The following is a 22,099-nucleotide window of genomic DNA, read 5'->3' on the forward strand; positions in this document are numbered from 1 at the left end:
CATGGTGGGGCAGTCGCCCGAATTCCGCCGGAGCCCGTGGATTACCCGCCCGATGCGGACAACTCCGCGCCCCCCGCGGGTGAGGCGGCGACCACGAAACGCTCCCTCACCTCGCGGTAGCGCATCAGCTCGGCCGCGACCGGTTCCACGACCTGACGGTGCCCCAACTCGGCCGCCAGCCGGCGCATTCGCCACTCCTCCGCGCGCCCGTGCGCGTGCGCCGGGCCGCGCGCCGCGATCCGGCAGCCCCACGCGAGCAACGGGCCGCCGACCGCGCCGACGCCCAGCAACAACAGCGGCAGCCAGCGCCCCATCACCGGCTGACCGATCAACACCGTCAACAGCCAGCACAGACCCAGCAGCTGAGTGGCCAGCAGCACCGCCTGCCCCGCCGCCGCGGCCGACCACCAGCCCGGCCGGGGCGGCCGGCCGCGTTCCCGCTCCCCCAGCGCACGCTCCAACGCGCCCGGCAGCGCCTCCGCGCCCCGCCAAGCCGCCTCCCGCACCGCCCTCGCCCACGGCTCGGGCAGCCCCTCCGCCGCCTCGTCGGACAGCTGCCGCACCGCCTGCTCCACCACCGGCGCCGACACCGCGGGCGAGACATCGGTGCGCAGCCGCCCCGTCGCCAACGCCGGCGGCTCACCCCTCCGTTCGGCCCGCCGCGCCACCAGCCGCCGCAGGCCCTGCGCCAGCGGCGTGCCGCAGGCGCGGTCCGCGCGGCGCAGCCAGCCGCGCTCGGCGGCCAGCCCGGCCGCCGGCGCCCCGACCGCCGCCGCCAACCGGTCGCCGAACTCCTCCCGCGCGTCGTCCGTCAGCCCGGCCGGCGCCTGCGCGCCGTCCGCGACATAGACCGACTCCAGGCCGCGTGCCACACTGTCCACGTCCGCGGCCAACCGCCGCGCGGCGGCCGTGCGCGCCGCCACCAACTCGCCGATCAGCTTGCGCAGTTCCCCCACCCCGTCGCCCGTCAGCGCCGAGCCGGCCAGCACCCACGCCCCCGGCTCCCCGTGCTCGCCCAGCGCCACCCCGCGCTCGTCCAGCAGCCGCCGCAGGTCGTCCAGGACCGCGTCGACCGCCTCCGGCGGCAGCCGGTCGGCCTGGTTGAGCACGATCAACGAGACGTCGGCGTGACCGGCGAACGCCCGCAGATACCGCTCGTGCAGCAGCGCGTCCGCGTACTTCTCCGGGTCCACCACCCACACCACCGCGTCTACCAGGCCCAACAGCCGGTCCACCTGCTCACGATGGGCCGGGTCGACCGAGTCGTAGTCCGGCAGGTCCAGCAGGATCAGGCCACGCAGCCCCGGGTCCAGCACATGCGCGCGCCGCCGCGCCCTGGCCGGCACCCCCAGCCGCTCCAGCAGCCCGTCGGGGCTCTGCTCCCGGCCCGCCTCCCAGGTGCAGGAGACCGGCGAGGCCGTCGTCGGGCGGCGCACCCCCGCCTCGGAGAGCTGCGCCCCCGCCAGCGCGTTGAAGAGCGTCGACTTCCCGCTGCCGGTCGCCCCGGCGATCGCCACGGTCGTGTAGGCGCGCGGCAGCCGGTCGCGCGCCGCCGCCTCGTCCAGCACGCGCCCCGCCTCGGCCAGCACCCGCTCGTCGAGCCGGGTGCGGGAGAGCCCCACCAACTCGCGCAGCGCGCCCAGCCGCACCCGCAGCACCCCGTCCTCCGCGGTGCCGGTCGTCCCCGTCGCGGCCCGCGCCCCGCCGGCGGCCGGCTCGTGGCGTTCGCCGGGGGGCGCTCCGGCGTGGTCCCCGGCGTGCTCGCCGAGTCGCCGGCGATGGCCTGAAGTCTGGTGCTCGCTCACGTGACGCTCCCTGTGCTCCTGGCGATGTGGTCCTGCCGGTGTTGTCCTGGCGGCGTTGTCCTGGCGGCGTTGTCCTGGCGGTGTCAGACGGCGGTGTGGCGGGGGTCGGCACGCACCGCGGACAGCGCGGAGACCAGCTCCACCTGCGTGTCCACGACGATCCCCAGCCGATGCAACGAAGCCCCCCTGCGCCGCTTCTCCGCTTCCAGCGCCCGGGCCACGCAGGCACTCAGCTGCTGCGCGCCCTTCTCCCGAAGCCGGGCCGCGCCCCTGGGCCCCAACGCGCCGGCCAGCGTCTGCTGCGCGACCGTCGCCGCCCGGCCGCCGAGCAGCGCGGTCGCCAGCAGCGCCGCGGTCTCGCTGTCCTCGCTCGGCCCGGAACGCGGCTGCGGCGGCTGGCCGAGCGGCGGCGGCGCGTGCCGCGCCTCCTCCACCAACTCCTCCAGGCAGCGCCGCAGTCGACGCACCACCACGGCCACCCGTTCCTCCACCGCCCCCGGCTCCTCCACGTCCGCCGGCGGCGCGCCGCCCACCGCGCGCCAGGCGGTGTCGGTGCTCTCGTCGGCGGTGGCCACGGCCTCGGCCAACAGCCCGGTCAGCGCGGAGGTCAACGCCTCCAGCAGCTCGTCGGCGCTGGAGTCGTCGGGGAACGCCAGCCAGTGCGCCCGCGCCTCGCCGGCCAGCAGCCCGCCGGAGGCGAGCGTCGCGCGCACCCGTTGGTCGGCCGTCGCGTACGCCTCCGCGAGACGCTGGTCGAGACGGACCGCCGTCGCGTGCTGGTGCGCCGCCGCACCCGCCAGCGCCATCACGCGCCCCCGCAGCGAGGCGAGCGCCCCGCGCGCCGTGCGCAACGCCGCCAGCTCCCGCGCCTCCCGATCCCTGGCCCGGTGCCCCAGCCACTCGCGCAACCCGGAGACCGCCGTCGCCGGCAGCACCCCCGACCCGCCCCGCGCCGACTCCGGCAGCTCGGGCACCGTGAACCTCGGGGTCGCGCCGAGCCCCGCCCGTTCCAGCAGCGTGCCGTAGTGCCGGGAGACCTCGGCGGCCAGCTGGTGCGGCACCCGGTCCAGCACGGTGACGACCGTCACGTCGTACTCCCGCGCGCTGCGCAGCACATGCCACGGAACGGCGTCCGCGTACCGTGCCGCCGTCGTGACCAGCACCCAGATGTCGGCCGCGCCCAGCAGGTCGGCCGCCAGGTCGCGGTTGCCCTCCACCAGCGAGTCGATGTCGGGCGCGTCCAGCAGCGCCAGCCCGGCGGGCAGCGCCCTGGTCGTCTCGACGGCCAGCGCCGGCTCCCCGTCGCTCCGCGCGGGCGGCGGCTGCTCGGCCTCCTGGCGTGGCATCCAGATCCTGCCGAGCTGCGGCAGCACACGCTTCCCCGAGAACCAGTGGTGGTCGTCGGGGTGACAGACCAACACGGGGGTGCGGGTGGTGGGGCGCAGCACCCCCGCCTCGGTGACGCGGCGGCCGACCAGCGAGTTCACCAGCGTCGACTTCCCGGCGCCCGTGGAGCCGCCGACCACCGCCAGCAGCGGGGCCTCGGGCTGCCGCAGCCGGGGCAGCAGGTACCCGTCGAGTTGGGAGAGCAGCTCGGCGCGCGACCGCCGCGCGCGCTCCGCCCCGGAGAGATCGAGGGGGAAGCGCGCGGCAGCGAGACGCTCCCGCAGGAGGGTCAGAGCGTCCAGCAGTTCGGGCCGTGCGTCCATGATCGCCACATGCGCAGAATGCCCAACTTCAAGCGGTTTCCCAAGCATATTCCGCCGAACGACGCCCCAAGCCGACCCGGGACCCACACGGCGTGGCATAACGAGTACGCAACACCCCTCCTCGAAGCGCCCAAAACCGCTGCGCACTTCGCACTCGCCTGCGATTATCAGGGCTGGCTTCACCGGATCTCCACAGGAGGGGGCTGCGGTGAAGCAACCGGGGCGATGCCCTCGACGCTCTATCCTGTGCGCGGCGAGGTCACCGAGGGGGCGCCGTCCCACGCCATGACCAAGACCGGCCCCCGTAGCTCAGTGGATAGAGCAGGTGCCTTCTAAGCACTTGGCCGCAGGTTCGAGTCCTGCCGGGGGCACTTCCTTCACATCTGACATACGCACAGGTCAGCGGGCGCGCGGTTGCCCGGCGGGCGGGCTTGCCCGAAGGGGCTGATATCCGGTTCGCGGTGTTTTGCCCCCACCCTCCCCGGGTGTCTGTGTCACATACGTGTCCAAGTTCTCCGTCGGCGGGGCCGGGGCAGCGGCCCTTCCGGTGAGGTCCTGTACGGAGAGGGACGGGGACGCCGATCCTCAGCCACGTGGTCGGACAGGTGTGCCGCGGGGCGGGGACACATGCCCGGCGCCCGTTCGCTCATGTGCGTTGCCGAACGAAAGTTGATCTCATCGGTCCCCGCGCCCCACGTGGCGTGAGGGCCGGTCAGGACCGCGGTGCCAGGGCTCCGGGCCAGAGATAGGAGGGCGCGGGTTCCGACCGGCCGCGTACCCAGGCGTCGAAGAAGCCCGTCATGTCCCTGCCCGCCTCCTCGGCCGCCATGGCCTCGAACTCGTGCCAGCGGCGCACGCTGTGGGCGTTCTCGGTGGGCCAACGCGTCAGCAGCCGCCGAAAGGCGTCCTCGCCGACGTAGTGCGACAACGCGTGCATCATGAACGGGGACTTGGTGTACATGGCGGCACCGGACTCGATGGTGCCGCTCCACCACGCCTCGTCGCCCCGGTGCTCCGCTATGCCGTCCCGGTAGCGGTCGTCGAGATCGACGCCCGACTGGTCGGCCGCCCACATCCACTCGGTGTAGGTGGCGAAGCACTCGCCCAGGCAGCCGCTCGCCGTTCCGTCCCCACCCACGGACGCCCCGAACCACTGATGCGCCAGCTCGTGGACGAGGACGCTCTCGTCGGCCCAGTCCGGAGCCGGGAAGATGACGCGTCCCTGGGGTGCGTAGAACGGGGTGTCCTGACTCAACGCCTCCACGTAGATGCCCCCGAGCGTGTCGAAGGGGTAGGGGCCGTAGGCGTCCTCCAGGAACTGGATCATCCGCGGCGCCTGGTCGGCCAGCGGCTTCATGAGCTTCCTCTGCCCCGCGCCGTAGACGTTGGTCACGGGCGTTCCGTCGCTCAGCCGGGAGCGTTCCGTCTCCCACGGCCCCATTCCCAGGACGGCGCTCTCGGGCGACAGGGCGTGGGAGGTGCTCCATCTGAACACGGCCGTGTCGCCCCGCACTTCGGGAGGAGTCTCCGTGCCGTTGGAGACGGCGGTCCAGTCGGACGGGACGGCCGCCTTCACTCGCAGGAGCGCCTGGTCGCGGGGCGTGTCGTGCGCGGGGAACCAGGTGCCGACCGAGCCACCGGTGACCGTCACGGAGCCGCCGTCCGTCGTCGGAACCCAGGCCGGGCTCTCCCCCGGCACTCCCTCGTAGGTGATCTCGACGGTGAAGCGGTGCCCGTCCGGCAGGGGTTCGGGAAGGTCGATGTCGAGGGTGGCGTCGGTCTGGCCGAAGTTCTCGACGGGGGTGCCGTCGACGGTGACGGAGGTCGCCGTCAAGCGCAGGGCCAGCTCGACGCTGTGCAGGTCGGGGCCCGCCGTGGCGGTGAGGGTGGTCCTGCCGCTGAGCGTCTCGGACTCCGGCGTGTACGCGATGTCCACGTCGTAGTCGTGCACGTCGTAGGGCAGGTCCACCGTGGCGCGGGGGTCCCCGGGGGACGCGGTCTCCGGCGCGGCGACGACGTGCGACGCGGCGAGGAACAGGGGGAGAGGCGACGCGAGGAGGGCTGTCCGAAGGCGGCGGCCGGGGCGTGGCATGGCGGTTCCTTTCCGTGGTGGCCCGCCCGACGGGAGACCCGCGGCAGCGGGCGCGGCCTGGGAATCGACACGCTAGGCGCCCCGTTTGATCGCCCCGCCCCGGCACGATGAGCGTTCCGTGACGGCCTGCGCCGGCCCGGGCGATGGGCGTGTCCCCGGCGCCCGGGCCCGGCCGGCAGCGTCGCGCCCCCGCCCCGCGCGGCGGCCGTCGGAAGGGGCGAGGACGTGCGACAGCCGGGGTGCGGGGCCGCTCGCGTGACCGATCCGGTGTTTCTGACGAAGCCGTGACGTCCCGCCGTCGGGCCGTCCACGCGGCCCCGGCCGCGCCTAGCGTGAACGCGTGAACGTCCGCAAGCCCTCATCCGACATGGTGGCCGCCGCCTCGGCGCTGCTGCTCTTCGCCGTCTCCGCCGTCGTCGGCGCCGCCGTCAACGGCGACGACGTGCTGTTTCTCGACTGGCCGCCGCTGTTCGCCGAGTGGGAGCCCCATCTGGGGCCCGGCACGCCGGCGGCGCTGCTGGTGACCGCCGTGGTGGTGGTCAACGGGCCCACGTGGGCTCGCCGGTTGAGTTGGCGGGCGCTGGCGTGGGCCTCGGGCGCCGGTTCGCTGCTGTGGATCACGTCGCTGGCGCTGGTCGACGGCTGGCGGCGCGGGGTGACCGAACGGCTCGCCCACGGGCAGGAGTATCTGACGGCGCTGGACGACATCGGCGGGATCGGGCACTTCCTGCGGACGTTCACCGACCACATCCCGCTGGACTCCCCCGACAACTGGCCCGCCCATGTCGCGGGGCATCCGCCGGGCGCCACGCTCACGTTCGTCCTGCTGGACCGGGTGGGGCTGGCCGGCGGTGGCTGGGCCGCCGCGTTCTGCGTGGTGGTCGCGGCCTCCGCCGCGCCGGCGGTGCTGGTGACCGTGCGCGCGCTGGCCGGGGAGGAGTCGGCCAGGCGCGCGGCGCCGTTCGTCGTGCTGGCGCCGGCCGCGGTGTGGATGGGGGTCTCCGCGGACGGCTACTTCGCCGGGGTCGCGGCCTGGGCGGTGGCGCTGCTGGCGCTGTCGGTGCGCGGCTCCCGGGGCCGAACGGGGCGCCGGCTGGCGGCCCTCGGGTCCGGGCTGCTCTTCGGACTGCTGCTGTACCTGTCGTACGGGCTGGTGCTGATGGCGGCGCTCGGGGTCGCGGTGCTGCTGGTCGCGTGGGACGCCCGCCCGCTGCCCTGGGTGCTGCTGGGGGTGGCGCCGTGGGGCGTGGCGTTCACGGCGGCCGGGTTCTGGTGGTTCGACGGCTACACGATCCTCGTCGACCGCTACCACGCGGGGGCCGGCGGCTACCGGCCCTACTCCTACTTCGTGTGGGCCAACCTCGCCGCCCAGGTCGCCTCCGTCGGCCTGGCCACCGCCGCCGGGCTGCGCCGCGCCGTGGTGGACGGGGTGTGGGGGGCGCGGGAGTTGGCGGCGCGGCGCCCGGTGGACGCCGAGCACCTGGCGCTGATCGCTCTGGTGGCGGCGGGCGCGGTGGCCGTGCTCGCGGCCGACGTGTCCGGGATGAGCAAGGCGGAGACGGAACGGATCTGGCTGCCGTTCGCCGTCTGGTTGCTGCCGGCCGCCGCGCTGCTCCCGGCGGCGCTGGCCCGTTCGTGGCTGGTCGCCCAGGCGGCGACGGCGCTACTGGTCAACCACCTGTGGCTCACCCGCTGGTAGGTCCCGAGCCCACTGGTAAGCCCAAGCCCGCCGGTAAGCCCAGGTCCGCTGGTAAGCCCAAGCCTGCCGGTAAGCCCAGGTCCGCTGGTCAACCCGAGTCGATTGGTACGTCCGAGCGAGGGGGAGGGGCACGATGCCCGAGGAGTCTACGGCGCGGGGGCGCGCCCGGTTGCACGACGCGCGCACGGCGACGGCGGTGGGCCGCTGGCTGGGGGCGGGGGTGGTGGTCTGCTTCGTGACCGGACTGGTCAGTCACGGTCTCCAGACGCCGCCCGGCTGGCTGGCGCCCCATCTGCCGACCCGCCCCGTCTGGGGCTACCGCTTCACCCAGGGGCTCCATGTGGCGACGGGGATCGCGCTGATCCCGCTGCTGCTGGTCAAGTTGTGGACGGTCCGGCCGAAGCTGTTCGTCTGGCCGCCGGTGCGCTCCGTGCGCCACGCGGCGGAACGGGCCTCGATCGGGGTACTGGTGTCGGCCGCGCTGCTGGAGGTGTTCCTCGGACTGGTCAACACCGCGCAGTGGTACCCGTGGCCGTTCCCGTTCCGCGCGGTGCACTGGGCGCTGGCCTGGGTGCTGGTGGGCGCGACGCTGCTGCATGTGGCGTTGAAGGCGCCGGAGATCGCCGCCAACTGGCGGCGGGCGCCGGCCGATCCGCAGGGCCCGGACCGCAGGTCGCTGCTGCGCGGGACGGGGGCGGCGGTCGGCGTGCTGACGCTGGTGACGGCCGGGCAGGCGTTCGCGCCGCTGCGCCCGTTGACGCTGCTGGCGCCGCGCCGCCCCGACGCGTCGGCCCAGGGCATGCCCGTCAACCGGACGGCGGCCCAGGCGGGCGTCGCCGGCCTGGTCGCGTCGGAGTGGCGGCTGGAGGTGGCGGGACCGCGCCCGTTCTCCCTCGCGCTGGCCGAGTTGAACGAACTGCCGCAGCACACCGCGCGGTTGCCGATCGCCTGCGTCGAGGGCTGGAGCGCGTCGGCGGACTGGACGGGGGTGCGGGTGCGTGACCTGCTGGCACGCGTGGACGCCCCGGAGGGCTCGGCCGTGCGCGTCGTGTCGCTCCAGAGCCGGGGCGGCTACCGGGTCTCCGAGCTGCCGCCCCCGCACGCCTGGGACCCGCTGACGCTGCTGGCGCTGCGGATCAACGGGGAGGAACTCTCCCCCGACCACGGGTTTCCCGCCCGGATCATCGCCCCCAACCGCCCCGGGGTGCTCCAGACCAAGTGGATCGGACGGATCGAGGTGCTGTCATGAGGATCGCGCGGGGAGCGCTCGCCGTGGTCGGTCTCGCGCTGATGCTGGCGGGCGCGCGGCTGCTGCTGGTGGCGACGCCGGACGGCGCGCCCTTCGACGTGGCGGTGTGGCTCGGCGGCGCGCTGGTGGCGCACGACGTGGTGCTGGCGTCGCTCGTGATGCTCGCGGGGCTGGCGGTGCCACGGGGGCCGGGGCGCGGGGTGGTCCGCGGCGGGATGGTGGTGGCCGGGTGCGCGACGCTGGTGGTGCTGCCGATCCTGCTGCGCCCCGGCGCGCCGCGCAATCCCACCGTGCTGTCGCTCGACTACGGCACCAACCTGGCCGCGCTGCTCGCGGCCGTGGCGGTGGCCACGGTCGGCGTCGCGCTGTCCGCCCGGCTGCGGGCGGCGCGCCGGGCGCGCGGGCTCAGCGCGCGCCCCGACGCAGGGCGCTGAACGCCCGGCCGTCGACCGTCCACTGGTCGGCCGGCCGCCAGCCGCCGCGCCGGGCCAGGGCGCGCAGTGCGCCGGGACCGACGCGGGCCCACGGGAACGCGGCGCCGAAGGAGCCCGCCGCGCCGGCGAGGCGGACCTCGAACCGTTCGTCGACCTCCTCGGCAGCGGTCTCGACGACCAGCAGGCCGCCCGGCTCCACCACGGCGGCGACCCGCCGCAGCAGCGCGGAAGGGTCGCCGCCGATCCCGACGTTGCCGTCGACCAACAGGGCGCTGCCCCAACGGCCTTCGGCGGGCAGCGGCTGGAAGACCGAACGGAGCAGCGCCGTTCCGCCAGAGGCCCGGGTGCGGGCGACGGCGGCCGGCGCGGTGTCGATGCCGAGGGCCGGGCGCGCGGCGCGGGCCAGCGCGGCGACCATGCGCCCCGGGCCGCAGCCGATGTCCAGCACCTCGCCGCGACATCGTTCGAGCACCGACAGGTCGGCGGCGTCGGGGCGGGCGCACCAGCGCGCGACGTCCAGCGGCAGCCTGGCGCCGTCCGCGCGCAGCAGATACAGCGGCCCGCGCCCGGCGCGCAGGGCGGCGGCGTAGGGGTCGGCGGTCCACGGGTGCGCGGGCGACGCGACGACGGCGGTCATCCGGCGCTCCCCTCGTGCGCGGGGGCGCCGGACAGCGCGGCGTGCAGCGCGGTGAACCGTCCCGGCGGCGCCCCGGCCGCCACCAGGGCGGCGTCGGCCGCGGTGTCGACGTCGCGCAGGGTCGGCAACTCCTCGACGGAGAAGCCGAGTCGGCGCAGCCGGGCGCGTTGCGCGGCGCCCGTGTCGGCGCGGGACATGGGGACGCCGGCGACGGCTTCGGGGCGCGGCTCGGCCATGCCGAGCGCCCAGAAGCCGCCGTCGGCGGCGGGGCCGAGCCAGGCCCGGCCGGGCGGCCAGGCGTCGGGGGCGGTGGCCGGGGCGAGGAGTTCGGGGGTGAGCTGCGGGGTGTCCATGCCGACCAGCAGGGCCGGGCCCCGGCACGCGGCGAAGGCGGCGGCGATCCGTTCGTCGAGCCCGCCGGCCTCCTGCGGCACCACCGTGAACCCGGGCGGCAGCCACCGGCCCGGCCGCCCGTCGAGCACCAGGACCCGGCGCCTGGCCGGAACGCGCAGCACGGCGCGCAACGTGTCGGCGAGCGCCGCCTCGGCCAGCGCGGCGGCCTCCTCGGGGGTGAACGGCGGGGTGAGCCGCGTCTTGACCCGGCCGGGCACCGGCTCCTTCGCGATGACCAGCAGCGTCGCGGGGCCCGCCGGGGCGGAGGCGCGCGACTCCGGGGCGGCGCCCGCGGCGTTCCGTCCGCCGTCCGGCGTTTCCCGTTCCGTGCCCGCGGCGTTCCGCCCGGAGCCTGCCGTTTCCCGTTCCGTGCGCGTCACTTGAGCACCGCCCGCATGTCGGAGACCGCGCGCCAGGTGCCGAGCCAGGTGCCCGTCACCTTCGAACGGCCGGTGCGCGGGGCGTAGGGGACCTCGGTCTCCTCGATCCGCCAGCCCGCCTCCGCGGCCCTGACCACCATCTGGAGCGGGTAGCCGCTGCGCCGGTCGGTCAGCCCCAGGTCGAGCAGCGCCTCCCGGCGTGCCACGCGCATCGGGCCGAGGTCGGCCAGCCGGACCCCGGTGCGCCGCCGCAGCATCCCGGCGAGCACCCGGTTGCCGGCCCTGGCGTGCGGCGGCCAGGCGCCGCGGGTCGTGGGCCGGCGCCGCGCCAGCACGAGTTCGGCGTCGCCCGCGGCGACCGGCGCGGCGACGCGCGGCAGTTCGGCGGGGTCGAGGGTGCCGTCGCAGTCGCAGAACGCCACCAGCGGTGCGGTGGCCGCGAGCAGCCCGGCGTGGCAGGCGGCGCCGAAGCCGCGGCGGGGCTCGCGCACGACCCGGGCGCCCAGCCGTTCGGCGAGGGCCGCAGAGCCGTCGGCGGAACCGTTGTCCACCACCAGCGCACGCCAGCCGTCCGGGACCCTGGACAGCACCCAGGGCAGCGCTTCCGCTTCGTCGAGGCAGGGCAGCACGAGATCGCCCTGCGTGATCGGGGAGTTGGTCACGCCACACCACCCTACGGAGCCGAATCGGGCAAATCGGGGCATGAGGTCTTACGGAACCCTGACATCGACCCGTCAGGGGCGCCCGCGCCCTCGGCGGGAGCAACGCCCGGTGTGACACTCGGTGCTATGCGCCAGCCGAACCCCGCGACCCCGCCGTCCCGGGTCCTCGTCGTCGACGACGACCCGACCGTGGCGGAGGTGGTGACCAGTTATCTGCGTCGGGCCGGATTCGTCGTCGACCGGGTCGGGGACGGGCCCGCCGCCCTGACCAGGGCGGCCGAGTGCCCTCCCGACCTGGTCGTCCTCGACCTGATGCTGCCGGGCCTGGACGGCCTGTCCGTCTGCCGGGGACTGCGCGAACGGGGGCCCGTTCCCGTCGTGATGCTCACCGCGCGCGGCGACGAGGAGGACCGGGTCCTCGGCCTTGAGGTCGGCGCCGACGACTACGTGACCAAGCCGTTCAGCCCCCGAGAACTGGTGCTGCGCGTCACCTCCGTGCTGCGCCGCGCGCAGGCCCGCCCCGCCGCGGACGAGGGCGTGCTGCGGGCCGGGGCCCTCGTGCTCGACCCCAGGGCGCACACCGCGTCCGACGCGCGCGGCGAACTGCGCCTGACCCTGCGGGAGTTCGACCTGCTGGCGCACTTTCTGCGCCATCCGGGGCGCGTGTTCGGCAGGGAGGAGCTGATGGGTAGCGTATGGGGGTGGGACTACGGTGACCTGTCGACCGTGACCGTGCACATCCGCAGGCTGCGGCACAAGATCGAGACCGATCCCGCGAAGCCGCGCCTGATCACCACGGTCTGGGGAGTCGGTTACCGCTTCGACGCCGGGTGAGGGGCGCGTGGGATTCCAACAGCTGCTGCGGGACCTCCCGCTCATCGCCCTCTACGCGGCGGCCGGGGCGGCCGTCGCCGGCGCCGTCGGCGTGGGTGTGCTCGCCATGGTCAGACGGCGCTCGGTCTCGGTCTCGCTGGCCGTGCTGATCGGGATCACCGTCAGCGCCCTGCTGGCGGGGACCCTCTCGGTGGCCTGGGCGATGTTCCTGTCCGCCCACGACCTGGCCGTGGTGGTCACCGTCAACGCGGTCGGCGCGCTGGCCGCCACCGCCACCGCGCTGCTGCTCGGCCGCTGGGTGACGGGCGCGCACCGCGCGTTGCAGCGGTCGGCGCGCACGCTGGGCGAGGTCGGCACCTTCACCCCGCCCACCGGCCCGATGCCCGCCGAACTCACCTCCCTCGCGGAGCAGTTGGCCGCCGCGCAGGACAAGCTGGCGGAGGCCAGGGAGCGCGAACGGGCCCTGGAGTCCTCCCGCAGGGAGCTGGTCGCCTGGATCTCCCACGACCTGCGCTCGCCGCTCGCCGGGCTGCGTGCCATGGCCGAGGCGCTGGAGGACGGCGTCGCCGAGGACCCCGACCGCTACCACCGGCTCATCCGCACCGAGGTCGAACGGCTCGGCTCCCTCGTCGGCGACCTCTTCGAACTCTCCCGCATCCAGGCCGGGGCGCTGGCCCTGAGCCCGACCCGGCTGTCGGTCTACGACCTCATCAGCGACGCCATCGCCGGCGCCGACCCGCTCGCGCGGCAGAGCGGCGTGGTCCTGGCCGACCACGGCGTGGAGCCGGTGCCCGTCGAGGTCGACGGCAAGGAGATGCACCGCGTGCTGGCCAACCTGCTGGTCAACGCGATCCGCCACACCCCGCCCGACGGAACGGTCGCCGTGGCGGCGGCGCGCCGCGCGGAGACGGTGGTGCTGTCGGTGACGGACGGCTGCGGCGGCATCCCGCCGGACGCGTTGCCCCGCGTCTTCGACACGGGATGGCGCGGCTCCGACGCGCGGACGCCTCCGGCGGGGGCGGGGCTCGGGCTGGCGATCGTGCGCGGCATCGTCGAGGCGCACGCCGGCCACACGGGCGTCCGGAACGTGGAGGGCGGCTGCCGCTTCGAGGTCGTGCTGCCTGCGCGCTGAGCCGCCGACTCCCGTGCGGGGGCGGGGCGTTCGGGGGCACTCCCTTCCGTAACGGCGCGCCCTTACGGAAGTATGACGTCAGGGCCGGACACGGCGGCCCCGGCGCGCGGCGCGGATAGCGTTCCCCCATGCGTGTACTGGTCACCGGCGGCGCCGGTTTCATCGGGTCGCACATCGTCGACGAGCTGCTGCGTGAGGGCCACGAGCCGTCCGTGCTCGACGTGCGCCGCCCCCCGCCGCACCTCGCGGAGGCGGCGGACGTCCGCTGGCACCACGCCGACATCCGCGACCCCGCGCCCCTGCGGCACGCGCTCCGCGACGTGGACGCCGTCTGCCACCAGGCGGCCATGGTCGGCCTCGGCAAGGACTTCGCCGACGCACCCGCCTATGTGAGCGTCAACGACCACGGCACCGCGCTGCTGCTGGCCGCCATGGCGGACGCCGGCGTGGAACGGCTGGTGCTGGCGGGGTCGATGGTCGTCTACGGCGAGGGTCGCTACGACTGCCCCACCCACGGCCCGGTGCGGCCCGGTCCGCGCGGCGCCGACCGGCTCGCCGCCGGGGAGTTCGAGCCGCCGTGCCCCCGCTGCGGCGCCCCGCTGGTCCCCGGGCTGGTCACCGAGGACGCACCGACCGACCCGCGCAACGTCTACGCCACGACCAAGCTCGCCCAGGAACACCTGGCCGCCGCCTGGGCCAGGGCGACCGGCGGGCGGGCGACCAGCCTGCGCTACCACAACGTGTACGGCGACCGGATGCCGAGGGACACCCCCTACGCGGGGGTCGCGTCGTTCTTCCGTTCGGCGCTGGAGGCGGGCCGCGCGCCCCGCGTCTTCGAGGACGGCGGCCAGCTGCGCGACTTCGTGCATGTCACCGACGTGGCCGCCGCCAACGTCGCCGCGTTGACGAGCGACACCGTCCGCCCGGAGGGGGAGCTGCGCGCGTTCAACGTCGGCAGCGGCGAACGGCGCACCATCGGCGAGATGGCGCGCGCCCTGGCGGACGCCCACGGCGGGCCGGCCCCCGTCGTCACGGGCGAGTACCGCCTGGGCGACGTCCGGCACATCACCGCGTCCCCGGCACGCGCCCACGCCGCGCTCGGCTGGACGCCGCGCGTCGCGTTCGCGCCCGGGATGCGGGCCTTCGCCAACGCGGAGCTGCGCGAGGCCGGTTGAGGCACCCTGGCGTGTCCGGCGGGCGCGGGACGGGGCGGTCGGCGAGCATCGCAGCTGGTCCACGAGGTGTGGACCGTTCCGCGCAGGCCCCGCACCCCCGAAGGAACCAGATGAACCGGCCACTGCCCCGCGCGCTCGCGGCGGGCGACGCCCCGCTGGTCGCGGACGCGACGAAGCTGCTCGTCGACGTCTTCAGCCGCGACCCGAGCTGGCGGCGCCACTACTGGTACCTGGGGGCGGGCGGCATCCGTCGCAGGCTGCGCCGTTACTACGCACGGGCGGTGGCGACCTCCCTGGCGCACGGGCGCGTGGAGGTCGTGGTGGAGAACGGCGGCGCCGTCGCCGTCGCGCTCTGGGAGGCGCCGGGGGCGCCCCGCCCCTGGGCGCGCCGGGTCGCGGCGCGGCTCGGGCGCGGGCCCGCGCCGGGCGGGGCGGTGGGGCGGCGCTGGCGTCTGGAGGGCATCGCCGTGCACGGGTCGGCGCGGGGGCGCGGCCTGGGCGGGGTGCTGCTGGCGCACGGGCTGCGCTCGGTGGACCGGCAGGGCGCCGAGGCGGAGCTTGAGGCGACGACGCCCGGCAGCCAACGCCTGTACGAACGTCACGGATTCGTGGCGACCACCCCCCGGATCTCGCCGACGCGCCCCCGCGAGGTGCACATGGTCCGTCCGGTGCGCCCGGCGCAGCGGGAGGAGTGAGGAGCCGTCGGCTCCTCGTCGGCGATCGACGGGCTCGGCTGGTTCGACGGGCTCGACGGGCTCGACTGGTTCCGCACGCCGGTAGGGCGGATGTTGCGACGGGTTAAGAGAAGCCGCCCGAGGATCGTCTGTCCCTTAACCGTGCCGAACGTGCCGCCGCGATGAGATGGAGGCACGACGAACACGGCGGGGACGCCGAGTTCGGGAGACACCCGTCAGACAGCCGCGTCCGACAGACGCGCCAACGCAACAGGGAGCACTCATGCGCAAGTTCCGAGTCGTGGGCATCATCGCCTCGTCCGTCGCCGCCCTCGGCCTGACCGCCCTCGCCGTCACCTCCGCCAACGCCTCCGACAGCGACGCCGGGGAGAAGAGCGGCACCCCGTCCTCCGGCCAGACCGAGTCCGGCCCCACCCAGCCCGGCGAGGGCGACATCGACCTCGGCCCCGGCGTCAGCGTGGAGAAGAACGAGGACGGCTCGATCGACCTCACCCAGCTCACCCAGGAAGAGGTCGAAGAGGCGGACGGCTGGGAGCCGGTCACCCCTCCGGCCGAGTAATCCCCCGCGCTCGGCAGGGAGCCCGCGTGGTCCGCGCGCGCGAGCGGACGACGCGGGCCTGCCGTTCCACCGGCCAACCGGCCAAGTCGTCAGCGGGTCACGTGCAGCCGGGGCGCGCCTCGCGCTCCGCGCGGATACCCGTTGTTCCCGTTCACCCGCCTCCGCTACCGGCCCTGCATCGCGTCGAGCGCGACCGCGAGGGCGACGACCAGGCGGCGGTCGAGGCGGGGTTCGTGGATCTCCACCAGATAGCGGTCGCGCACGGTGCGCTTCCGGCTGACGGAGAGGGCGAGGGTGCCCTCCAGGTGGAAGTCGAAGTGGTAGGCCCAGATGGGCAGGTCGTCGACGACGGGGATGAACCGCGCGACGCGCCGCGCGACCGCGACCTTCTTGTTCCGCTCGGAACCGGTCATGGTGGGCAGCCCCGGCTGGTCCAGATGCCAGGTGGAACGTGTCAGCGACTTCTTGAAGTCCTTGCTGAACGTGCCGACGACCGTCTCCCCGTCCGCGCCGGTCACGTCGTAGGTGCCGCCGAGGTCCACCACCTGACGGTGCGCGAAGCCGCCGAAGACGCGGGAACGTTCCGTGTCGTGCCAGAACGTGACACGTTCCTTCAGCGCGAGTCGCTTCTGCTGGGCGAACGCGATGAGTTCACCCTGGCCGCCGCCCGGTGCCTCCTCGGATATCTCGTACTGGTTCACCGCGAGCCGCACCCGCTGGGCGAGGATCATGCGGTTGACCGCCTGAAGTCGGTCGCTCTCCATGGCCGTCTCCTGATCGTGTGGCCCGCGCTGGTGGTGGGGCCGGGACAACGAAGCGTACGGAACGGGCCTGTCCCGGACGCACCCGCCGTTCCGTCATCCACTCGGTCGTCCGGTCGGTCGTGCACTCAGCCGTGCACTCAGCCGTCCGGTCGGTCGTCCTGCTCCTCGCCCAGGTCGCTCAGGGTGAAGCGCAGGAGGTGCGGCCGGGACCTGAGCCACGACCAGCGCTCGTCGGCGGCGAGCACGGTCTCCATCGTCTCCCGCACCGAGGGCGCCTCCGCCCCCGCGAGCTCGCGCAGGATCACCACCGCGGCGGTCAGGCCGGACGGGCCCTCCACGGCCAGTTCGCCGAGGGCGGCGGCCCGTTCGCGCGGGTCGCGGGCCCGCGCTTCGTCGATCAGCGGCGCCAGCCAGCGTGCCCAGCGCCGGTGCGGGGTGTCGCCCGGGCGGTCGGCCTCGGCCAGCAGCGGGGCGACGACGCGGCGCAGCCGGGGCTCGTAGTCGGCGGTGCGGGCCGCCAACTCCGGGTACTCGCGCTCGAAGTGCTCCCACTCGACGCCCATGTCCCCGAGCCAGGAGATCCACCAGTCGCCCGGCGGCGTCAGACGTTCCCCCTCCGTGCTCGGGACGGCCAGAAACGCGGCGCGGACCAGGTCGAAGTCGGGCGGGGTGTCCTCGGCGAGAAGCAGCGCGTCGTAGATGTCCTTGCCCTGGACGTGCATGTCGGACACCACCCACAGCAGCTTCCAGGCCAGCGACAGCCCGGGCGAGACGCCGAGGACCAGCGCGCCGGGGCCCTCGCCCAGCGGGCGCGACCGGACGGGCTCGGGCGGTTCGGGTAGCGGTTCGTTGAAGACCAGGTCGAGTTGGACGGTGCCGCCCGGGGTGCCGGGCGCGGTCCAGGGCAGCACCATGCGCCGGCCGGGCACCCGGTCGTAGGTCCAGATGTCCTCGACGGCCGCGCCGGCGGCGTCGATCGCCACCCCGGCGTGCGCGCCGGCGTGCGCGCGGGCCGCGGCCTCGGCGTCGCGCGCGAGGTCGGTGAGCAGCCCCGAGGTCTCGGGGCCGTCCATCGCCCACTCGGCGGGAGTGACGACGAAGTCGAGGTCGCCGGGGTCACGCGCCGCCTCGCCGAACCAGCCCGCGAGCAACGCGCTGCCGCGCAGCACCAGATGGTCCGCCCACCGGCCGCCGGCGACGCCGGCCAGCACCAGGTCGAGCGCGGTGCGCCGGGCGAGGTGCCAGGCGTCGCGGGCGGCCGGGTCGTCGAACACGGGCTCGCCGGCCCGGAAGGCGCCGGGGAAGTGCTTGAGCGCGGGGTCGAAGATCTCGGGCCGCCGCAGCCCCTCGGGCGCCGGCAGCAGCGTGGCGGGAAACCGGCGCCGCCGGGGCGTCTCGTCGACGGGCGTGCGCGGGGGCGGGGCGGCGGCTGCCCCTGGCTGGCCCACGGGCTCGGAGTCGCGCTCGGGCTGGTTCACGGTGTGGTCGTCCCCTCGGTAACGGTGCTTCCCTCTTGCGCCTCTCGTGTCCCTCGCGCTTCTCGCGTCCCTCGCACGTCCGGTGCGGCGGCGGCCGTGAGCCAGCCGTCGTCCAGGGCGAGGTTGCTGTCGTGCGCGACGTACTCCCGTTCGACCTCGACGACCCGGTGCGGAACGGACGCCACCGCGAGCGCGTCCAGCAGCGCGGCCAGCCGGCGGGCGGCGCTGGAGGAGCCGACGCCGGCGCAACGCTGCGTGACGAACCGTTCCTCCGCGCCGTCGGCCCGGACCCGGCGGGCGTTCCGCGACAGGTGCGCGCCGTGGGCGACGGCGAGGCGTTCGAGCGAGGGCCGGTCGTGGTCGGGGGCCAGCAGCAGCTTCACATGGTGCTCGAAGTAGCGGTCCCGGTGGTCGGACCCGGCCGCCGCGTCGTGGGTGGGGACGCCGTGGGCCCAGGGGGTGGTCTCGATCTTGACGCGGGTCAACGGATAACCGTCGTTGGCCAGTTGGGCCGCGACGCCGGCGACCTCACGACCGGCCCCGGCGAGCGGGCCGAGGCCGCTCAGGTTGACCATCGGCTGGGAGGGCGTCGCGCCCCGCGCCAGCACGATATGAACGAAGCCGTGTCCGTGGCGTTCCGCCCAGGCGGCCAGCGCCTCCACCCCCGAGGGTGGGCAGCCGACCGTCAGATGGGCCTCCCACTCCCCCCGGATCGCCGGCAGCCCGCCGGCCAGGTCCCGCGTTCCCTCCATCGGCCCACCCTGCCAGAGGGGCGGCGGGTTCGGCCAACGGGTTCACGGACCGGGACGGCCACCGCGCCGGCCCGCACTCCGGTGACCCTCGCGCGGCGCCCGGCGGGTTCCGTTGGTGGGGAGGGGGCGGGCGCGCAGAGTGGGGTGTCAGCCGTCCGGCGCGCCCACCGAGGGAGAAGACCGCCCTATGAACGATGCCCACTCATCCTCAGCCTCCCGCACGGCCGTGCGCGACCCGCGGGTGCTGGTGATCTTCGGCGCGACGGGCGATCTGGCCCGGCGCAACCTCTTCCCCGGGCTCTTCCGGCTCTTCCGCGCCGGGCTGCTCCCGGACGACCTGCGGATCATCGGCTCGGGCCGGCGCGCGCGGGGCGACCTCCAGCACTTCCGCGACCATCTGGGCGAGGGGGCGCGCGAGTTCGCGAGCGAGGTCTTCGACGCGCGGCGGTGGGCCGAGTTCGCCGCCCGGATCGACTTCGTCGCCGCCACGACCGAGGACGGCTCCCAGCTGGCCGAGGCCCTGCGGCGCGCCCGCGAGGAGGCGGGGGAACGCGCCCACCCGCTGCTCTATCTCTCCGTTCCGCCGTCCATCGCCGAGGAGATGGTGCGGATGGTCGGGCGGACCGGGATGGCCGACGGGGCGTCGCTGATCATGGAGAAGCCGTTCGGTACCGACCTGGCCAGCGCCCGCCGACTCGACGCCACCATCGCCGAGTTCGTGCCGGAGGAACGCGTCTTCCGCATCGACCACTTCCTCGGCCTGGAGGCGGTGCGGACGCTGCTCGCCCTGCGGTTCGGGAACGGGATCTTCGAGTCCTTCTGGAACCGGGACCATGTCGCCTCCGTGGTGATCGACGTGCCGGAGGCGCTGGGCCTTGAGGGGCGCGCCGCGTTCATGGAGTCGACGGGGACGTTCCGCGACATGGTCAGCACCCATCTCTGCCAGATGCTGGGGGTGGCCGCCATCGAGCCGCCGGCCAGGCTGGACGCGGAGGGGCTTCGCGCCCGACGGCTCGCGCTCTTCCGGTCGTTGCGGCCGTTGGACCCGGCGGAGACGGTCTTCGGCCAGTTCGACGGCTACCGGGACGAGGAGGGGGTCGCCGACGACTCGACGGTGGAGACCTTTGTCGCGCTGCGCGCCTGGGTGGACAACTGGCGGTGGCGGGGCGTCCCGTTCCTGCTCCGCACGGGCAAGGCGATGGGCAGTTCGGAGCGGCTGCTGACCGTGCGGTTCCGCGAGGCGCCGCTGGCCCTCTTCGCCGGCGGACGCGGCGGACGCGGCGAACGTTCGAGCGAGGGGCGCGGCGCGCGCCCGGATGACCTGCCGGACGAGCTGCCGGACGAGCTGTCGCTGGAGCTGAGCGACCGGCCGCTGCTGCGGCTGCGGCTCGGCGCCAAGCGCCCCGGCGCCGAACTCCGTGTCGCACGCGGTGATCTGACGTTCCGTCCGGACATCGCGTTCCCCGACGACGAGCCGCTGGAGGCGTACGAGAAGCTGCTGCTCGACGCGTTGAGCGGGGACCAGACGCTCTTCACTGGCGCCGCCGAGATCGAGCGGCTGTGGGAGGTGTGCCAGCCGGTGCTCGACGACCCGCCCGGGCCGTTGCCCTACGCGCGCGGCTCGTGGGGCCCCCGCGCGGCGCTCGACCTGGCGGCGCCGGACGGTTGGGCGGTGCGGGACGCGTGAACCGCCTCGACCCGCCCTATCTCCCGATCGCCGAACACGGCCTCATCGGCGACCTGCGCACCGCGGCCCTCGTCGGCACGGACGGCAGGATCGACTGGTTCTGCGCCCCGCGCTTCGACTCCCCCAGCGTCTTCGGCGCCCTGCTCGACCCGGAGCGCGGCGGCCACTGGCTGGTCAGACCGGGATGCGAGGTGGCCAGCCGGCAGCAGTTCTACTTCCCCGACACCAACATCCTCATCACCAGGATGCTCACCGAGGACGGCATGGTCGAGGTCCAGGACTTCATGCCGGTGCTGCGGGAGCACGACCCCGACCACCGGCAGCGACTGGTCCGCCGGGTGGTCAACGTGCGGGGCACGACCCGGATGCGGGTCGAGGTCGCGCCCCGTTTCGACTACGGGCGCGGCACCCACCGGGCCGAACCCCGGGCCGGCGGCGTGCTGTTCACCGGGGACGGGCTGACGCTCTCGCTGCTGGCCGACGTGCCGCTCACCGTCGAGGACGGGGACGCGGTGGCCGGGTTCCCGCTGGCCGAGGGCGAGACGGCGCTCTTCGTCCTGGACACGGCGGGTGGCGGGGAGCCGTCCGGTGTCGACGCGGAGGAGGCGGAACGGCTCTTCACCGCGACCGTGGCGTTCTGGCGACGCTGGATCGGCCAGTCCGTCTACTCGGGGCGATGGCGGGAGACGGTCAACCGTTCCGCGCTGACCCTCAAGCTGCTCACCCACGAGCCGTCCGGCGCGCTGATCGCTGCCCCCACGCTGGGGCTGCCGGAGCGGATCGGCGGCGAGCGCAACTGGGACTACCGGCACGTGTGGATCAGGGACGCGGCGTTCTCGCTCTACGCGCTGCTGCGGCTCGGCTTCACCAACGAGGCGGAGGCGTTCATCAACTGGCTGACGGACAACCTCGGCACCACGGCCGAGGCGCCCGACGGCGTCGGACCGCTGCGCGTGATGTACAGCATCGACGGCGAACCGAGCCTGCCGGAGGAGGAGCTGAGCCATCTCGCCGGCTACTGCGGCACCCGCCCGGTGCGCACCGGGAACGGCGCCTCGCACCAGCTCCAGCTCGACATCTACGGCGAACTCGTCGACAGCGTCTACCTGTTCAACAAGTACGGCACCGGCATCTCGCACGACAGCTGGGTGGGGCTCCGCGACAAGCTGGAGTGGCTGCTGGAGAACTGGGACCGCCCCGACGAGGGCATCTGGGAGACCCGCGCCGGCCGGCAGGAACACACCTACTCGCGGCTGATGTGCTGGGTCGCGGTGGAACGCATGATCAGAATGGCCCGCCAACGGGGCCTGCCGGGCGACCTGACGCGCTGGATGGCGGAGCGGGACCGGATCTACGCGCAGATCATGGACCGGGGCTGGGACCCCGAGGCCGGGGCGTTCACCCAGCGGCTCCGTGCGGCGGACGCGGGCGGCGCACCTCGGCCCACCGGGGAGGAACGGGGGCACACCGGGGGCGAACCGCCGCGCACCGGGGGCGAACGGCCGGTGCTGGACGCCTCGTTGCTGCTGATGCCGATGGTGAAGCTGATCTCGCCCACGGACCCGCGTTTCCTTTCCACCCTGGACGCCATCACCGAACACCTGGTCGCCGACACCCTGGTCTTCCGCTACGACCCGAGCCTGACGCCGGACGGCCTCGGCGGCACCGAGGGCACGTTCTCGCTCTGCTCCTTCTGGTGGGTGGAGGCGCTGACCAGGGCGGGCCGCGTCGAACAGGCGCGGCTGGGGCTGGAGAAGATGTTCACCTACGCCAACCACGTCGGGCAGTACGCCGAGCAGATCAGCCTGACGGGCGAGCATCTGGGGAACTTCCCGCAGGCGTTCACCCATCTCGCGCTGATCAGCGCGGCGGTCAACCTGGACCGGGCGATGGGCTGAGCGCGGCCCTCACGCTGGGGCTGCCGGAGCGCCGGCGTCACGGCTGTGTACGGGAGATGACCGCG

Annotated in this window: 19 protein-coding genes and 1 tRNA gene; 11 read left to right on the plus strand and 9 right to left on the minus strand. The window is 74.8% G+C overall.

Annotation, left to right across the window (positions count from 1 at the left end):
- Nucleotides 1-41 precede the first annotated feature (41 nt).
- Both FH715_RS01910 and FH715_RS01915 read right to left on the minus strand, forming a co-directional pair.
- Nucleotides 42-1,805, minus strand: coding sequence for a GTPase (locus FH715_RS01910; protein WP_246108486.1), 1,764 nt, complete (start codon nt 1,803-1,805; stop codon nt 42-44).
- 83 nt (nt 1,806-1,888) lie between these two features.
- Nucleotides 1,889-3,514, minus strand: coding sequence for a dynamin family protein (locus tag FH715_RS01915; protein ID WP_139640206.1), 1,626 nt, complete (start codon nt 3,512-3,514; stop codon nt 1,889-1,891).
- Nucleotides 3,515-3,812: 298 nt separating this feature from the next.
- Between FH715_RS01915 and FH715_RS01920 the strand changes: the two genes are divergently transcribed.
- Nucleotides 3,813-3,885 (plus strand) — tRNA-Arg (locus FH715_RS01920).
- Nucleotides 3,886-4,226: 341 nt separating this feature from the next.
- Here FH715_RS01920 and FH715_RS01925 read toward each other — a convergent pair.
- Entirely contained in the window at nt 4,227-5,606 is a 1,380-nt protein-coding gene (locus FH715_RS01925; RefSeq protein WP_139640207.1) for a gluzincin family metallopeptidase, read from the minus strand.
- A gap of 340 nt (nt 5,607-5,946) precedes the next feature.
- On the opposite strand from FH715_RS01925, the gene FH715_RS01930 reads away from it, so the two are divergent.
- The 3 genes from FH715_RS01930 to FH715_RS01940 all read left to right on the plus strand — a co-directional run bounded on the left by FH715_RS01930 (nt 5,947) and on the right by FH715_RS01940 (nt 8,988).
- Nucleotides 5,947-7,305 (plus strand): hypothetical protein, encoded by a 1,359-nt coding sequence (locus FH715_RS01930; RefSeq protein ID WP_246108487.1) that lies wholly within the window; start codon nt 5,947-5,949, stop codon nt 7,303-7,305.
- A 133-nt stretch (nt 7,306-7,438) separates the two neighbouring features.
- Nucleotides 7,439-8,554 carry a molybdopterin-dependent oxidoreductase gene (locus FH715_RS01935; protein WP_139640208.1) on the plus strand — a complete coding sequence of 372 codons (1,116 nt, stop codon included), beginning with the start codon at nt 7,439-7,441 and terminating at the stop codon, nt 8,552-8,554.
- On the plus strand, nt 8,551-8,988 hold the full coding sequence (locus FH715_RS01940) for a hypothetical protein (protein WP_139640209.1): 438 nt from the start codon (nt 8,551-8,553) through the stop codon (nt 8,986-8,988). Before FH715_RS01935 ends, FH715_RS01940 begins: the two co-directional genes overlap by 4 nt.
- Here the strand turns inward: FH715_RS01940 and FH715_RS01945 are convergent.
- The 3 genes from FH715_RS01945 to FH715_RS01955 form a co-directional block, all read right to left on the minus strand.
- The gene (locus FH715_RS01945) at nt 8,960-9,625 is read right to left on the minus strand and encodes a methyltransferase domain-containing protein (protein WP_139640210.1); all 666 of its coding nucleotides are present in this window, start codon (nt 9,623-9,625) and stop codon (nt 8,960-8,962) included. The two genes, FH715_RS01940 and FH715_RS01945, sit on opposite strands and share 29 nt — an antisense overlap.
- On the minus strand, nt 9,622-10,257 hold the full coding sequence (locus FH715_RS01950) for a TIGR04282 family arsenosugar biosynthesis glycosyltransferase (protein WP_139640404.1): 636 nt from the start codon (nt 10,255-10,257) through the stop codon (nt 9,622-9,624). Before FH715_RS01950 ends, FH715_RS01945 begins: the two co-directional genes overlap by 4 nt.
- Before the next feature lie 137 nt (nt 10,258-10,394).
- Complete coding sequence (locus FH715_RS01955) at nt 10,395-11,060, minus strand: glycosyltransferase family 2 protein (protein ID WP_281290681.1); 666 nt, start codon at nt 11,058-11,060, stop codon at nt 10,395-10,397.
- Nucleotides 11,061-11,186: 126 nt separating this feature from the next.
- On the opposite strand from FH715_RS01955, the gene FH715_RS01960 reads away from it, so the two are divergent.
- The 5 genes from FH715_RS01960 (at nt 11,187) to FH715_RS01980 (ending at nt 15,455) form a co-directional block, all read left to right on the plus strand.
- Nucleotides 11,187-11,894, plus strand: coding sequence for a response regulator transcription factor (locus FH715_RS01960; RefSeq protein WP_139640212.1), 708 nt, complete (start codon nt 11,187-11,189; stop codon nt 11,892-11,894).
- 25 nt (nt 11,895-11,919) lie between these two features.
- Complete coding sequence (locus FH715_RS01965; RefSeq protein WP_139640405.1) at nt 11,920-13,026, plus strand: sensor histidine kinase; 1,107 nt, start codon at nt 11,920-11,922, stop codon at nt 13,024-13,026.
- 128 nt (nt 13,027-13,154) lie between these two features.
- Nucleotides 13,155-14,201, plus strand: coding sequence for an NAD-dependent epimerase/dehydratase family protein (locus FH715_RS01970; protein WP_139640213.1), 1,047 nt, complete (start codon nt 13,155-13,157; stop codon nt 14,199-14,201).
- Nucleotides 14,202-14,311: 110 nt separating this feature from the next.
- Nucleotides 14,312-14,896, plus strand: coding sequence for a GNAT family N-acetyltransferase (locus FH715_RS01975; RefSeq protein WP_139640214.1), 585 nt, complete (start codon nt 14,312-14,314; stop codon nt 14,894-14,896).
- Nucleotides 14,897-15,158: 262 nt separating this feature from the next.
- Nucleotides 15,159-15,455 (plus strand): hypothetical protein, encoded by a 297-nt coding sequence (locus FH715_RS01980; RefSeq protein ID WP_139640215.1) that lies wholly within the window; start codon nt 15,159-15,161, stop codon nt 15,453-15,455.
- A 164-nt stretch (nt 15,456-15,619) separates the two neighbouring features.
- Here FH715_RS01980 and FH715_RS01985 read toward each other — a convergent pair whose 3' ends face one another.
- The 3 genes from FH715_RS01985 to FH715_RS01995 all read right to left on the minus strand — a co-directional run bounded on the left by FH715_RS01985 (nt 15,620) and on the right by FH715_RS01995 (nt 18,449).
- Nucleotides 15,620-16,219: an LURP-one-related family protein gene (locus tag FH715_RS01985; RefSeq protein ID WP_139640216.1), complete on the minus strand. Its 600-nt coding sequence runs from the start codon at nt 16,217-16,219 to the stop codon at nt 15,620-15,622.
- Between the two features lie 137 nt (nt 16,220-16,356).
- Nucleotides 16,357-17,697, minus strand: a complete 1,341-nt coding sequence (locus FH715_RS01990) for a nucleotidyl transferase AbiEii/AbiGii toxin family protein (RefSeq protein ID WP_246108488.1) — start codon at nt 17,695-17,697, stop codon at nt 16,357-16,359.
- Nucleotides 17,694-18,449 (minus strand): hypothetical protein, encoded by a 756-nt coding sequence (locus FH715_RS01995; protein ID WP_211367377.1) that lies wholly within the window; start codon nt 18,447-18,449, stop codon nt 17,694-17,696. Before FH715_RS01995 ends, FH715_RS01990 begins: the two co-directional genes overlap by 4 nt.
- A gap of 187 nt (nt 18,450-18,636) precedes the next feature.
- On the opposite strand from FH715_RS01995, the gene FH715_RS02000 reads away from it, so the two are divergent.
- Together FH715_RS02000 and FH715_RS02005 are read left to right on the plus strand one after the other, a co-directional pair.
- Nucleotides 18,637-20,136 carry a glucose-6-phosphate dehydrogenase gene (locus FH715_RS02000; protein WP_139640217.1) on the plus strand — a complete coding sequence of 500 codons (1,500 nt, stop codon included), beginning with the start codon at nt 18,637-18,639 and terminating at the stop codon, nt 20,134-20,136.
- Nucleotides 20,133-22,034: a glycoside hydrolase family 15 protein gene (locus FH715_RS02005; protein ID WP_139640218.1), complete on the plus strand. Its 1,902-nt coding sequence runs from the start codon at nt 20,133-20,135 to the stop codon at nt 22,032-22,034. The genes FH715_RS02000 and FH715_RS02005 overlap by 4 nt, the downstream gene beginning before the upstream one ends.
- Nucleotides 22,035-22,099: the final 65 nt, after the last annotated feature.

The sequence above is a fragment of the Streptomyces sedi genome, assembly GCF_006335015.1.
Lineage (GTDB): Bacteria > Actinomycetota > Actinomycetes > Streptomycetales > Streptomycetaceae > Streptomyces > Streptomyces sedi.

Bases quoted from the DNA above. Each gene is read 5' to 3' on its own strand.
- FH715_RS01915 (WP_139640206.1), bottom strand. From the start codon at position 3,514: ATGGACGCACGGCCCGAACTGCTGGACGCTCTGACCCTCCTGCGGGAG.
- FH715_RS01945 (WP_139640210.1), bottom strand. From the start codon at position 9,625: ATGACCGCCGTCGTCGCGTCGCCCGCGCACCCGTGGACCGCCGACCCC.
- FH715_RS02000 (WP_139640217.1), top strand. From the start codon at position 18,637: ATGAACGATGCCCACTCATCCTCAGCCTCCCGCACGGCCGTGCGCGAC.
- FH715_RS01985 (WP_139640216.1), bottom strand. From the start codon at position 16,219: ATGGAGAGCGACCGACTTCAGGCGGTCAACCGCATGATCCTCGCCCAG.
- FH715_RS01980 (WP_139640215.1), top strand. From the start codon at position 15,159: ATGCGCAAGTTCCGAGTCGTGGGCATCATCGCCTCGTCCGTCGCCGCC.
- FH715_RS01970 (WP_139640213.1), top strand. From the start codon at position 13,155: ATGCGTGTACTGGTCACCGGCGGCGCCGGTTTCATCGGGTCGCACATC.
- FH715_RS01995 (WP_211367377.1), bottom strand. From the start codon at position 18,449: ATGGAGGGAACGCGGGACCTGGCCGGCGGGCTGCCGGCGATCCGGGGG.
- FH715_RS01935 (WP_139640208.1), top strand. From the start codon at position 7,439: ATGCCCGAGGAGTCTACGGCGCGGGGGCGCGCCCGGTTGCACGACGCG.
- FH715_RS01975 (WP_139640214.1), top strand. From the start codon at position 14,312: ATGAACCGGCCACTGCCCCGCGCGCTCGCGGCGGGCGACGCCCCGCTG.
- FH715_RS01940 (WP_139640209.1), top strand. From the start codon at position 8,551: ATGAGGATCGCGCGGGGAGCGCTCGCCGTGGTCGGTCTCGCGCTGATG.
- FH715_RS01925 (WP_139640207.1), bottom strand. From the start codon at position 5,606: ATGCCACGCCCCGGCCGCCGCCTTCGGACAGCCCTCCTCGCGTCGCCT.
- FH715_RS01960 (WP_139640212.1), top strand. From the start codon at position 11,187: ATGCGCCAGCCGAACCCCGCGACCCCGCCGTCCCGGGTCCTCGTCGTC.